Raw genomic sequence first — 12,557 nt, forward strand, 5'->3', positions numbered from 1 at the left:
AGAAAGCGAGACTTTCGGCAGCACCCTAGGGCGCGTTGCGGCGCGCGGCAAGGTGCCCAGCGCCCCGGTTCAGCCCGGTTGCGCGGCGGGAAACACGCTGTGCGCCGTCGGGGGGACATCGTCCCGGGCGGCCCGCACGGCCTGTGCTATCCGCGCCAGATGCCCGTCCCAAGTGCCGCAGCATCCGCCCCAGATATCGACATGGGGAAACCGGCGCGCCAGATCGCCCATCATCACCGCCAGTTCGTCGGGGTCGCCTTCTTCGATGTGATTGAGCTTGCACAGGGCGATCTTGTCCATCCGGGCCGCATTGGGGCGAAATGCGCGCAGGCGCCGTGTCCAGTCGCCGGGTTCGAGCGCGGGTTCGAACTCCAGCGGATGGGAGCAGTTGATGCCATAGGAGTCCGGGCGCGCCGCGCCTGCTTGCGCATCGGTGGCCTCGATCGCTTCGCGCAGCGTCGGCCCCGAGCGCAGCCGGTGATCGCCGGTCAGGGTGAAATGCAGGTTCAGCGGCAATCCGGCCCGCGCGGCGGCGCGGCTGACGCCCACGGCCTCGGGGATGTTGTTGAAGGTTGCGGCCCAGACCAGATCGACCCCAAGCGCGCGCAGGGTTTCAAGCTGGATCGCGTGGTACTCCTCGGCTGCGGTTTCGGTGATGTCCTGGTTCAGCGCATAGGCATCGCCGCGCGGGCCGACGATTCCGCAGATGACGATATGCGGCAGCTCACCCGCATAGGGCGCCGAGACCTCGCGCAGGAAACCGATGCAGCGCGCCTGCATGTCGGCCAGCGCTTCGGCACTGTAGCCCAGCTTGGCGCCCCAGTCAGGGCTGGCGCGATAGTCGAAGCCGGCCAGCATGGCGCCGAAGCCGTGCGCGGCCGCCGTGTCCAGAACCTTGTGATACATGCCGCGCAGCTGCGATACCGCATCGGCGTTGTCCATCAGTTCGAACATGGCGAAATCACGCAGTTCGTGGCCGTAGCGAAACATGATCTCGGTCTCAGTGCCGCCTTCGGTCAGGTACTGAAGGCCTGCCTGCGCGGGAACGAACGGTCGGGAATGCACCATCGTCAGCCCTCCGTTTTTCACGAAAGCCGGAAGGATACCACGGTTGCCGGGTCCGCGTCAAAACCGGTGGTGCTGCCCTGACGCCCGTTCAGCCGCGCAGGCTGGCCATGCGGGGGTATTGCGCCAGATGCCGGGCGCGGATGATAAGCACGAACAGCATGATCGCCGTGCCCTGATGGGCGATGGCCAGATGCCAGGGCGCGGCCTGCATCACCGTGGCGATGCCCAGGGCGACCTGCGCGGCCAGAACGGCGAACATGGTGTTGAAGGCCGCCCGCGTGGCCGGGTGGGGTGAGCGGCGCCCGCGCAGCCAGACGATCACGCCAAAGAGCGCCAGCAGATACCCCGCCTTGCGGTGGATGAATTGCGTGGTCGCCGGGTTTTCGAAGAAATTGACCCACAGGGGGGTCATCTCGAACAGCTCGGGCGGGATGAAGACGCCATGCATCAGCGGCCAGTCGGTATAGCCTGCGCCGGCGCGGATGCCTGCCACCAGCGCGCCCAGGATGATCTGCAGAAAGGCGAAATGCATCAGCCCGGTGGACATGGAGTAAAGCCGCCCCTCGCGCGCGCGGCGGGCCTGCATGAGGTCAGCTTCGGACCGGCCCAGCGCGAACACATACCAGGCGATCATGCCCAGGATCACAAAGGCCAGCCCCAGATGCACTGCCAGCCGATACGATGCCACGGCGATCATGCCTTCGGTCAGCCCCGAAGCCACCATCCACCATCCGATCGCTCCCTGAACGCCCCCCAGCGCGCCCAGCGCCAGCAGGCGCGGGGTCCAGCCGCTGGGGATGCGTTTTGTCAGCCAGAAGAACGCAAAGCCCAACCCCCAGACCAGCCCGATCAGCCGCCCCAGTTGCCGGTGCCCCCATTCCCACCAGTAGATGATCTTGAACTCCTCCATGGTCATGCCGCGGTTCATCAGCGCGTATTGATCGATCTGGCGGTATTTCTCGAATTCCTCCTGCCACATGGCCTCGTTCAGCGGCGGGAGCGCGCCGGTGACCGGGCGCCATTCGGTGATCGACAGGCCGGAGTCCGTCAGCCGCGTCATGCCGCCCACAACGATCATCACCGCCACCAGTGCAAACAGCACCACCAGCCAGCCGCGGATCATGGCGCGCGCGCGCGACCGGGCCGGGGCGGCGGGGGACGGTTTCGCGGCTGTGGGGCTGGCGACCTCCTCGAAGATCGAGCGCTTGTTCTGTGGCATGGTGTCAGGCTCCGTAAGCGGCGATGCGCCTTTGTGCGGCGATAGCTAGACCGCGGCTGCGGGGGCTTCAAGAGCGCCCGGCGCGGCGCGGCGTCTCAGGCAATGCGCCGGAACTCCGAACGCTCCTGCGCATTGTCGAAGAAAGGGACCGAGTCCGGCTTGCCGCCATCGCGCAGGCAGGCCTCGGCCTCGGCCAGGACAACTTCGGTGATGAAGGGCAGGTTCAGATGCCGCGCCGTGGAAAAGGGCACCCATTGCAGATGGCTCAGCTCCTCGCAGGCGGCGGAGAAATCGGTCGGATCGCCCTGCACCCGCGTGGCATCGGCCAGAAAGAAGCGCGCATCGAAACGGCGCGGGCGGCCCGGCGGCGTGATGGCGCGAAACACGAATGTCAGCGCATCGGCGGCGGGCAGCATTCCGCGCGCGGCGAACTGTGCCCAGTCCGGGTGCGGGGGGCCGGGCCAGACCCCGGGCGTGCCCAGCATCAGGCCGGTTTCCTCCCACAACTCGCGGATGGCGGCGGCGGCCAGGGTGGCGGCGCGCATGCCGCCTTCGGCCTCCAGCCGCGCGGTGCAGAGCGGCGACAGGTCGGTGCCCAGCGGCACCTGTGCGTCATCAGGGTCCACGGCGCCGCCGGGAAAGACGAACTTGTCCGGCATGAAGGCCGCGCTGGCCCCGCGCTGGCCCATCAGCACCTGCGGGCCATCGGCATGGTCACGCACCAGCATGATCGTGGCGGCATGGCGGATGGCGGTCTTGTCGATGGCGGGGGCCGTGCTCACCTGTTGCTGCCTCCGAAGCCGTGCATCCGGCGGGACCACTGGATCGCCACCATCATCCCCTTGAAACGCGGCAGCAGGTAAAGCGACATCGCCACCACCAGGGTTGCGATGAAGGCAAAGAGCAGCACCGGGTTCGGATCATAGGTGAACAGCAGCCACACCATGAGCGAGACCGCCACCTTGCCGGTGACGGTCAGCGTCAGATAGGCGGGGCCGTCATCGGCGCGCTGGTGGTGGAGTTCCTCATGGCAATGGGGGCAATTGTCCCGGACCTTCAGGTAACGGTGCAGCATCGCCCCTTCGCCACAGGCGGGGCAACGCAGCGCCATGCCGCGGCGGATCGCGGGCCATACGGGGCGGTCGTCTTCGGGCTGCGGGGCAGGGGATTCGGCAAGGCTCATGTCGGCTCCTGTGTTTGGTCAGGGATGTAGCATGCGGCGTGGCAAATGTCAGGGTGGCAGGCGCGCGCTTTCGTGAACGGCCAGGGCGCGACGGAACCGGGGGGGCGGGGCGTGTGTCCCAATAACCCGGCGCAAAAGCGCGCCGGGCAGACCCTACGGAAAGGAAGCTGCGATGATCACCTCCAACACCCGCGCGTTTCGGATGCTGGCGCTTGGCGCTCTGGCGCTGGGGCTGGGCACGGCCATGGCCGAGGCCCGCAGCCATGGCTGGCAATCGGGCGCCGACTGGCCCGCCTTCGAAGAGCTCGATGCCGCAGGCGACGGTGTCATCAGCCGCGCGGAATTCGGCGAGTTCATCGAAAGCCGCATGGCCGAGCGTCAGGAAAACCGCGCGGCACGGATGGAGCGCGCCCGCGACGCGCGGCTGGACGCCATGGTTGATCACCTGATGCAGGAGGCCGAAGACGGCACGCTGGATGCCGAGGCCCTGCGCGCAGGGCTGGAAAGCTGGATGGCCGATCAGCGCGCGCAGATGGAGACCCGGCGCGCGGCCCGTGCCGAAGGCGGAACCCGTGGTGAGCGTGCCGGGCAGATGCCGCGCCGCGGCTGGCACCGGTCCGAGGGTTCGCGCGATCCTGCGCGCGCCAATGAGCGGATGTTCGACCGGATCGATTCGGATGGTGACGGGGTGATCTCGCCCGCCGAATATGACGCGGCGGTGGAACGCATGGCCGAACGCGCGGCCCGGCGTGGCGCCGGGCGCGACGGCGCCGCAGACTGACCCTTGGCATGGCCGCGCGGATGTGCGCTTGCGCTTCGGCGCGGCCTGACCTAGCGCAGGGGCGGCATGGACCCGTTGACCACATCAACCGGCGCCGAGCCGGATGCCGCATTGCTGGCGCGCTACGCCCGCGGCGATGCCGCCGCCGCCCGGTTGCTGGCCGAACGCCTGGCGCCGATGGTGCTGCGCTTTGCCACGCGCATGCTGGGCGGCGACCGCGCCGAGGCCGAGGATGTTACCCAGGAGGCCATGTTGCGCCTGTGGCGCCAGGCCCCGCAGTGGCAGGCCGATGGCGCGGCGAAACCTGCGACATGGGTGTATCGGGTGGCGGCCAATCTGTGCACCGACCGGCTGCGCCGCCGCGCCCGGCGTCGGCATTTGCCGCTGGAGGCTGCGGCCGACCCGCCGGACCCCGGCTCCAGTGCCGCCGCGCAGATCATGGACGCCACCCGCGCCGCCGCATTGGAAGCCGCATTGGCCAGCCTGCCCGAACGCCAGCGGCAGGCGGTCATCCTGCGTCACATCGAGGGTCTGGCCAACCCGGAGATTGCGCAGATCATGGACACCGGGGTCGAGGCGGTCGAAAGTCTGCTGGCAAGGGGCAAACGCGCGCTGCAGGCCCGGCTGGCCGGAAAGCGCCCGGAATTGGGGTATGATGACGATGAAGACACCTGAACAGGATCCCGCCGACACGCTGGCCCCGTATTTCGCCGCCGCCCGTGCCAAGGCCCCGGCGCCTTCGGACGAATTGATGGCGCGGGTCATGGCGGATGCCGCGGCCGTGCAGCAGGGGCGCATTGGCGCGGGTCAGCCGCGCGCCGGGGTCCTGGCCCGGCTGTCCGCCGCCCTTGTGCCGCTGGCCCCGCGCCGCCCTCTGGCCGGGGGGCTGGGGATGGCGGGGGTGGCGCTGTGCGGGCTGTGGCTGGGCTTTGCCGCGCCGGGGCCTCTGGGGCAGGTAGAGGCGTTGCTCTGGGGCAGCGCCGGGCCTGACGCGGAACTGGAGCTGCTGCTGGCCGAACTGACCCCTGATTTCGGAGATCTGCCATGACCCCGCCGCCGTCACCGCCACCATCGCCACCGCGTAATCCGGGCTGGATGAAGCTGCTGCTGGCGGTATCGCTGGCGCTGAACCTGGGCGTCGCCGGGGTTCTGGGCGGTCTGGCCCTGCGCCACGCGGCCGATGCCCCGCCGCCGGACCTGCAGCGCGGTGCTGCGCCGCAGGGGCTGAGTCTGCGCCACGCCGTTGCCGCCCTGCCGGATGCAGAGCGGCGCGCATTGCGCCAGTCCTGGCGGGCCGATATGCAAACCGCGCGGCAAGAGGCCCCGGCAACCCCGCCGGTGGCCGATGTGCTGGCCCTGCTGCGCGCCGATGATCTGGACCAGACCGCCCTGCGCGCGGCGCTGGAGGCCCCGCAGGCGCGCGCGGTCGCCGCCGGGCGGGCGGGGGCGGCGCTGCTGGTGGCGCAACTGGCCGAAATGGACCCTGCCGCGCGTGCGGCCTATGCTGATCGGCTGGAGGAACGCCTGACCGAGGGTCGCAGCCGCTGGCGCGGGCGCCCCGGGGGCGGGTAGTCGCCCGGGCCTCTGATTCGACCGCGCGCCCGGGCTTGCCGATGCAATTGCGCCTCATCGCGGGCGAAGGCTGCATGAAATCGCCCGTGATGCCCTGCTGCCGTGGGCTGGGCGGTTGACACCGGGGTGTGACAGGGTAAAAGGCGCCACGAGATTTGCGCGGGCGTCCCGCCGTCGCCCGTATCAGGAGGCAGACCAATGGCAAAACCGACGACGATCAAGATCCGTCTGAATTCGACGGCGGGCACCGGCCACTTCTATGTGACCAAGAAAAACGCCCGCACCATGACCGAGAAGATGACCATCCGCAAGTTCGACCCCGTTGCGCGCAAGCATGTCGAATACAAGGAAGGCAAGATCAAGTAAGCCGCAGTTGCGGCGAGGGACTGACACGCAGGCCGCCCCATGGGCGGCCTTTGTCGTTATGGCGCTTGCGCGTCGGGCAGTGGCACCCCAGGGTTCGGCCGGGCAGAGCGCCCACGAGCCACGCCCCACCCACCCACCCGCGTGCCTCGTGGGCGCTGCGTGGCGCCGGGATGGCGGGCGGGGCGCGCTGATCAGAAGCGGGAGTTGACGCCCAGGAACATGTCCAGCGACTCGCTCTCATGCAGGCTGACATTCGAGCGTGTGCGCGAGAATTGCAGGTTCAAGCTGGGTGAGAACCCCATGTATTCGACCTCTTCCAGACTGGCCGACAGGCCGATCCGCCCGGTCAGATCCCGCCGCCCGTCCGGTTGCAGGATGTTTTCCGGAAAGCGGCGCTGTTCGATATCCAGAGTCGAGGACAGGCGCACCCCCATGACGGGTTCGGCCATGACATAGGTCACCTGCGCGCGATGCGCGGTGTTCTGGACATTGGTCGCCTGGGCCTGAGTCTCACGCCAGGAGGCCGCAGCGAAGAGCCGTGCGCCGCTGTCGAAGGCATGGGCCACATCGGCCTGCAGCCCGTAGCTGGTCGATGACCGCGCCGCGCTGTCCAGCCGGTTCTGCCGCTGCGTGCTGAGGGTCAGGCGCAGGTTGGTCTGCGGGGTGATCATGGTGCTGCGCGACAGTTGCAGCCGGGCCGAGTTGCTGAGCAGGTCGCCGCCATACCAGGTCCGGCCCAGCCGCCCGGTGATCTCATAGACGGCGCCATCTTCGGACAGGGCAAAACGATGCGCGAGGCCGATCTCGATGGTCTGGCGGGCGAAGTCACGGTTGCGGGCGTCGGGGGCGATCTCGCGCGCCTTGCTGGACAGGCGATAGTTGCGGGTGCTCAGCGCGGCAAGGGCAAAGGTGGCGCTTTGCCGCGATGCCCTGAGCCGGTAGCGCAGCCCCATGTCCACCCCGATTTCGGTGCCCGAGAGCGCGCGCGCGGTCCCGTCCAGGCGGAAGGGCAGGCCGAAAATCTCGATCGTTTCGGAGCTGCTGCCGTCATTGACGTTCGAAGATCCGGTGACGCCAAGGTTGAAGTGCAACTCCAGCGGGTTGGCACGGCGCACCTGCAGAAAATTGCGTTCGGCGATCTCGCGCGTTTCGGCATCGGGGGCGGTGTGGGCGGCGCGGCGCAGCCACCATTGCGCGCGGGTATGGGCGCCGTGGTGGAAATCGGCGCGGCCGGAAAGCATGGCGGCTTCGAACCGCAGCATGTCGTTCGAGGCCGTGGCATAGGCGGCGCGGGCGTGCTGGCGCGATTCCGGGTAATCGCCCTGCTGTTGCAGCGCGGCGGCCAGCAGGACCAGCGCTTCGGGGTCCTGCGGGTCAACCGCGACAAGCGCCCGGGCCATCGCCATTGCGACATCCGGGCGCCCCTGGGCCAGAAGCTGGCGGCCGAAGTTCAGCGACTGGTCGCGGCCCAGGGTGATCTCTTGTGGTTCTGCCCGCGCTTGTGATCCGGGCAGCGGTAGCGCCACTGCCAGGGCCAGAAGGAACAGAGGCAGGAGTAGGCGGTGGCACGTCATGGAGGGCAGGTCAGTCCACGCGCCGAGCGAGGAAAGCGCCGCGTTCGATGACGCGCGGCAATGATGGGTCGTCCAACTCCAGCACGAGAGTTCCGCCTGTCGCCGCCGCATGATCTCCTGCGATCAAACCGGTGTAAGTGCCTTGACTTTCGCGAATATCCAAGCCGTCACGATCATCGAGACCGTCGAGTACACCAACCGCGCTGCCCTCGAAGCTGCCAAATTCGTCAATGTCCGTGATTACCAAGACAATCCGTTCGCCCGTGCGAACACCGGTTTCGACATCAACCCGGTCGATGAAGCCTTCGATGTCGCCGTTCCGATCATCGTAGAAGTCCAAGTAAAGTTCCGTTCGCCCTCGTGTTCGCGTGACGCTTGATCCTCTTGTCAACAGACCGGCATAGGAGCCGCGATGGGTCATCTGGGTATTGACCGGAAGGTCCGGGATCGAGTCGCGTCCGACATAGGTGCCGCCGAACTCGGTTCCGAGCCGCACCCCTGTCGCAACAACTGCGGCGCTTACAGCGTTTTCGGAATCAATGCCGACGAAGGCGAGGTACTGCCGGGCGCTGGCATCACCGGGGACGTCCACGTTGGAGTCCGGGCTGACGTAAGCTGCAAATCCCGGCAGGTCCGACCCCTGGTCGCGGGTGAAATCACCTATGAAGTCGAAGGGATCCCCCTGCACATTCAATGTATCGGTTTCGGGATCATAGGTCATCAAGATGACGTCGCCGCCGACCCGGACGAGGTCCTCGGCGGTTGCTCCATTCCGATCGCCGGTGTCGTCATCCGCGGGAGGCGCCGGGTTCAGGCCGCCGCCGCCGCCAATGGGCCGCGCTGCGTTGTCTCCGGTGCCTGTATCGCTGGTTTTGCTGCCACATGCCGCAAGGGCTGCGCAGCACAGAAGTGTAATCGCAAATCTGTTCATTTTGTCCGACCGTTTCTGCTCTGGCCTCGTTTTTGTTCCTCATTTCTACGCGATTGAGATACGTTTGGATAGCTGGCACTTCGGCGCCGGGGCCAAGGCTGGGGTAAATCTGCAACAGCGCTGGCTGTTTCCACGCGGGTGGCGTTTCGGGCGGACGCAGGGGCGGACCTCCGGGACAAACAAAAAGGGTCGGCGCCTGGCGCCGACCCTGCGTGGTCATTCCGCTGTGGGGCAGGGTTATTCCTGCTGGCCCAGGAACATCAGCAGGAACTGGAACATGTTCAGGAAGCTGATGTAGAGGCTGAGCGCGCCGTCGATGGCGGCCTTGTCCAGCCATTCCTGATCGCCCGCGGCAGCATGGGCGACATAGTCGCTCTTGATCTGCTGGGTGTAGAAGGCGGTCAGGCCAGCAAAGACCAGCACGCCGATGGCCGAGATGGCGAACATCATGGCGGGCGACTGCAGGAAGATGTTGATCACGATCGCCACGATCAGGCCGATGACACCCATGATCAGGAAGGTGCCCATCCCCGACAGGTCCCGCTGCGTGGTGTAGCCCCAGAGGCTGAGCCCGCCAAACGCAATCGCGGTCACCAGGAAGGTCTGGGCGATGGAGTAGGAGGTGAACACCAGGAAGATCGAGCTGAGCGACAGGCCGATGGCGGTGGCGAAGATGAAGAAGCCCAGTTGCACCCCGGCGGCCGACGCCTTGCGCATCAGCGCGCCCCAGCCGAACAGGATGAAGGCCAGCGGTGCGAACATGATCACCCAGCGCAGCGGCGAGGCATAGATCGCCGCGCCCAGTCCGTTCAGGTAGGTTCCGTTGGGAAGCTGAGCCGCCGCCATGGACGGATCCGATGTGGTTGCCAGCCCGGCGATCGCCCAGGCTGCAAGGCCGGTGATCAGCATGCCCACGGACATGGTGCCGTAGACCTTGTTCATGTGGGCGCGCAGCCCCGCGTCGATCGCGGCAGAGCGTGCGCCGGCGGCACCCGTCCGCATCGTTTGATATTCAGCCATTCGCATCCTCCGTAAATTCCGGTGTCAGGGTCAGCGCCCCGTTGCACGTAATATTGTTGGTGTTCCCGCAGGTTTCAAGGAAATCCGGCACCTGCGCTACATAAAACGCCGTGAACTTGACCGGATGCCCGGTTCATGTCCCGTTCGCGGGCGTGATCAGGGCGCAATGCGGATGACGACCTTGCCTGTGGCCTTGCGGTTGCGCAGCAGCTCCAGCCCCTCGGCGACCTGATCGAACGGCAGGATCGCGCCGATATGGGGCGAGATCCGGCCCCCCGCATACCAGTCCAGTAGGGTGCGCAGGCTGTCGGTCAGCACCTGCGGGGCAAAGCGCAGATACCCGCCCCAATACAGCCCCAGGACCGAGATGTTCTTGACCAGCAGCAGGTTGCCGGGAAATTGCGGCACCTGACCGCCGGCGAAACCGATGGTCAGGAAGCGGCCCTCGGGGTTGAGCCCGCGCAGCGCCGGTGTGGCCAGCGGCTCGCCGATGGCGTCATAGACCACATCGACACCGCCCAGTTCCCGGCAGGCGGCGCGCAGATCAAGGCCGTCGCTGTCCAGTGTGATTTCGGCCCCGGCGGCGCGGGCGATGGCCAGACGGTCGGCCCCGCGGGCGACGGCGATGACCCGCGCGCCCATCTGTGCGCCGATCTCCACGGCCGTCAGCCCCACGCCCCCGGCAGCCCCCAGCACCAGCAGTGTTTCGCCCGGTTGCAGCCGGGCCTTGTGATCCAGCGCCAGATGCGAGGTGCCATAGGCAATCTGGAACCCCGCGGCCTGCTCCATGGGCATGGCATCGGGCAGGGGCAGGCAATGGGCCGCGGGGCAGGTTACGTATTCGGCCAATCCGCCCGCGCCGGTAAAGGCGGCCACCCGCGCGCCAGGGGCCAGGCCGGTGACATCCGGCCCGCAGGCATCGATTACCCCGGCGACCTCCATTCCCGGCACAAAGGGCAGGGCAGGGGTGTCCTGATAGGTGCCCCGGATCATCAGCAGATCGGCGAAGTTCAGGCCGCAGGCGGCCACGCGGATGCGCACCTCCTGCGCGGCGGGCTGGGGCAGGGCAACCTGATCAAGCTCCGGGGTGGTGTCATGGCTGGACAGGACAAGGGCGCGCATCGGTCTCTCCGTTCGGGGCGGGAGATGTGTTTAGGGCCGAGGGGGGTGGCTCGGCAAGTCGGAGCGGGGCGCAATTGCATTTTGCAGCGAAATGCGGTGCAGGGGGGGGCGGTATTTGCAAAATGCAAAGGGCTTCGCGGGCAGGCGCGGCCTGGTGCATGGTTTGGCGCAGGGTTCCGTAACGTCAATATGGCAAATTCTTGCAGTAAACGCAGGAATTTGGTTTCTTGACGTGCAGGAGAGCGGTTGAGGCGAATTACTTTTGGCACGGAAATTGCTGGAGAAGTGATGGGGCGATGCGGTCGGCCGTGTAGTCGACTGGGCGATGCTGCTGCATGGGCCCCAATGGCGCTGGGTATGGTGGCTCCCGTTTCGTGGGCAATGACCGCCAATCGGCGCCGGTACAGTGTCTGCGCATGTGTTGCAGGGTAAGGTGAGGTAGGTTATGAAGCATCCCGTTGATATTCACGTTGGCAAGCGTATCCGCCAGCAGCGCTGGGTTCTGGGAATGACCCAGCAGCAGCTTGCCGATGCTGTCGGGATCAAGTTTCAGCAGATCCAGAAATACGAGACCGGGACCAACCGCGTGTCCGCGTCGCGGCTCTGGGACATCTCCAACGCCATGAGCGTGCCGATCTCCTTTTTCTTCGATGGTCTGGAGGTGAGCGATCACAGCAAGACCAACGCAGCCGGCATCGCGCTGGAAAGCAAGGAGGCCATGGAACTGGTCCGGGCGTTCTATGCCATCCCCGAGCATCAGCGTCGCCGTCTGGTGGACCTGGCGCGGGTGCTGGGCAGCACTGACGCGGCCTGACGCCCGGATGCGGCTTCGGGGGCTTCCGGTGGCGCGACGGATCGGCTAGGCAGCGGGGGAGCTTTCCCTGCCGTAACCGGAGTCCCGGATGCCCCTGTCCCGCCATGACCTTTCCGAGCCCATCCGCCGCCAGTTGATCGACCTTGCCGGGGCGCTGGCCGATGCGGCGCGGGCTCCGACCTTGCAGTATTTCCGCACCTCGGCACTCAGTATCGACGACAAGGCCGATCCGCAGGGCCGGTTCGACCCTGTGACCGCCGCCGATCGCGCGGCAGAATCGGCGATCCGCGATCATCTGGCCGCCACCCGCCCCGAAGACGGCATCCTGGGCGAGGAATTTGCCCCGACCTCCGGCACCTCGGGTCTGACCTGGATCATCGACCCCATCGACGGCACCCGTGGTTACATGAGCGGCACGCCAACCTGGGGCGTGCTGGTCGCGCTGGCAGATGCCGAAGGGCCGTTTCTGGGGGTGATCGACCAGCCCTATATCGGCGAGCGTTTCATCGGCGGGCTGGGGCAGGCGCAGGTCTCCGGCCCCATGGGCACCGCGCCCCTGCGCTGCCGCCCCGCGCGCGCCCTGGCCGATGCGGTGCTGTTTTCCACCTTCCCCGAGGTCGGCACCCCCGCCGAGGGCGCCGCCTTTGCCCGCGTCGCCGCACAGGCCCGGCTGACCCGCTATGGCACCGATTGCTACGCCTATGCCCTGCTGGCCGCCGGGCAGATCGATCTGGTGATCGAGGCCGGGCTGAAACCCTATGACGTGGCCGCACCCATGGCGGTGATCCATGCCGCCGGAGGGATCGTTACCGATTGGCAGGGCGGCGATGCGGCTCCCGGGGGGCAGGTGCTGGCGGCCTCCAGCCCCGAGTTGCACGCCGAGGCCATGGCGCTGCTGAACGCCTGA

General features: G+C 67.3%; 15 protein-coding genes. 7 read left to right on the forward strand and 8 right to left on the reverse strand.

All coding sequences use genetic code 11. From position 1 onward, the window contains the following. Positions 1–69 precede the first annotated feature (69 nt). The 4 genes from HUK65_RS03295 to HUK65_RS03310 form a co-directional block, all read right to left on the reverse strand. On the reverse strand, positions 70–1,068 hold the full coding sequence (locus HUK65_RS03295; protein ID WP_179904712.1) for a homocysteine S-methyltransferase family protein: 999 nt from the start codon (positions 1,066–1,068) through the stop codon (positions 70–72). An 88-nt stretch (positions 1,069–1,156) separates the two neighbouring features. Further along, the gene (gene ctaA, locus HUK65_RS03300) at positions 1,157–2,287 is read right to left on the reverse strand and encodes a heme A synthase (protein WP_179904713.1); all 1,131 of its coding nucleotides are present in this window, start codon (positions 2,285–2,287) and stop codon (positions 1,157–1,159) included. A gap of 95 nt (positions 2,288–2,382) precedes the next feature. Then, complete coding sequence (locus HUK65_RS03305) at positions 2,383–3,069, reverse strand: NUDIX hydrolase (protein WP_407692409.1); 687 nt, start codon at positions 3,067–3,069, stop codon at positions 2,383–2,385. Continuing rightward, positions 3,066–3,470: a DUF983 domain-containing protein gene (locus HUK65_RS03310; protein ID WP_179904714.1), complete on the reverse strand. Its 405-nt coding sequence runs from the start codon at positions 3,468–3,470 to the stop codon at positions 3,066–3,068. The genes HUK65_RS03305 and HUK65_RS03310 overlap by 4 nt, the downstream gene beginning before the upstream one ends. A gap of 172 nt (positions 3,471–3,642) precedes the next feature. Here HUK65_RS03310 and HUK65_RS03315 point away from each other — a divergent pair, with 172 nt between their 5' ends. The 5 genes from HUK65_RS03315 to rpmG all read left to right on the forward strand — a co-directional run bounded on the left by HUK65_RS03315 (position 3,643) and on the right by rpmG (position 6,189). Further along, positions 3,643–4,251 (forward strand): EF-hand domain-containing protein, encoded by a 609-nt coding sequence (locus HUK65_RS03315; RefSeq protein ID WP_179904715.1) that lies wholly within the window; start codon positions 3,643–3,645, stop codon positions 4,249–4,251. 66 nt (positions 4,252–4,317) lie between these two features. Then, entirely contained in the window at positions 4,318–4,926 is a 609-nt protein-coding gene (locus tag HUK65_RS03320) for an RNA polymerase sigma factor (RefSeq protein WP_179904716.1), read from the forward strand. Beyond that, positions 4,913–5,299, forward strand: coding sequence for a hypothetical protein (locus tag HUK65_RS03325; protein ID WP_179904717.1), 387 nt, complete (start codon positions 4,913–4,915; stop codon positions 5,297–5,299). The genes HUK65_RS03320 and HUK65_RS03325 overlap by 14 nt, the downstream gene beginning before the upstream one ends. Beyond that, positions 5,296–5,823, forward strand: a complete 528-nt coding sequence (locus HUK65_RS03330; protein ID WP_179904718.1) for a periplasmic heavy metal sensor — start codon at positions 5,296–5,298, stop codon at positions 5,821–5,823. The genes HUK65_RS03325 and HUK65_RS03330 overlap by 4 nt, the downstream gene beginning before the upstream one ends. A gap of 198 nt (positions 5,824–6,021) precedes the next feature. Further along, positions 6,022–6,189, forward strand: coding sequence for a 50S ribosomal protein L33 (gene rpmG, locus HUK65_RS03335; RefSeq protein WP_005856346.1), 168 nt, complete (start codon positions 6,022–6,024; stop codon positions 6,187–6,189). Between the two features lie 191 nt (positions 6,190–6,380). Here the strand turns inward: rpmG and HUK65_RS03340 are convergent, their stop codons facing one another. The 4 genes from HUK65_RS03340 to HUK65_RS03355 all read right to left on the reverse strand — a co-directional run bounded on the left by HUK65_RS03340 (position 6,381) and on the right by HUK65_RS03355 (position 10,836). Next, a complete protein-coding gene (locus tag HUK65_RS03340; protein ID WP_179904719.1) occupies positions 6,381–7,763 on the reverse strand; it encodes a surface lipoprotein assembly modifier in 1,383 nt (460 codons plus the stop codon). A 10-nt stretch (positions 7,764–7,773) separates the two neighbouring features. Then, a complete protein-coding gene (locus tag HUK65_RS03345) occupies positions 7,774–8,694 on the reverse strand; it encodes a hypothetical protein (RefSeq protein ID WP_179904720.1) in 921 nt (306 codons plus the stop codon). Positions 8,695–8,931: 237 nt separating this feature from the next. Further along, complete coding sequence (locus HUK65_RS03350; protein WP_179904721.1) at positions 8,932–9,714, reverse strand: Bax inhibitor-1/YccA family protein; 783 nt, start codon at positions 9,712–9,714, stop codon at positions 8,932–8,934. Between the two features lie 156 nt (positions 9,715–9,870). Then, a complete protein-coding gene (locus tag HUK65_RS03355) occupies positions 9,871–10,836 on the reverse strand; it encodes an NADPH:quinone oxidoreductase family protein (RefSeq protein ID WP_179904722.1) in 966 nt (321 codons plus the stop codon). A gap of 445 nt (positions 10,837–11,281) precedes the next feature. On the opposite strand from HUK65_RS03355, the gene HUK65_RS03360 reads away from it, so the two are divergent. Continuing rightward, positions 11,282–11,650: a helix-turn-helix domain-containing protein gene (locus tag HUK65_RS03360; protein ID WP_179904723.1), complete on the forward strand. Its 369-nt coding sequence runs from the start codon at positions 11,282–11,284 to the stop codon at positions 11,648–11,650. Positions 11,651–11,738: 88 nt separating this feature from the next. Further along, positions 11,739–12,557 carry a histidinol-phosphatase gene (gene hisN / locus HUK65_RS03365; RefSeq protein WP_179904724.1) on the forward strand — a complete coding sequence of 273 codons (819 nt, stop codon included), beginning with the start codon at positions 11,739–11,741 and terminating at the stop codon, positions 12,555–12,557.

The organism is Rhabdonatronobacter sediminivivens, assembly GCF_013415485.1.
Classification (GTDB): Bacteria; Pseudomonadota; Alphaproteobacteria; order Rhodobacterales; family Rhodobacteraceae; genus Rhabdonatronobacter; species Rhabdonatronobacter sediminivivens.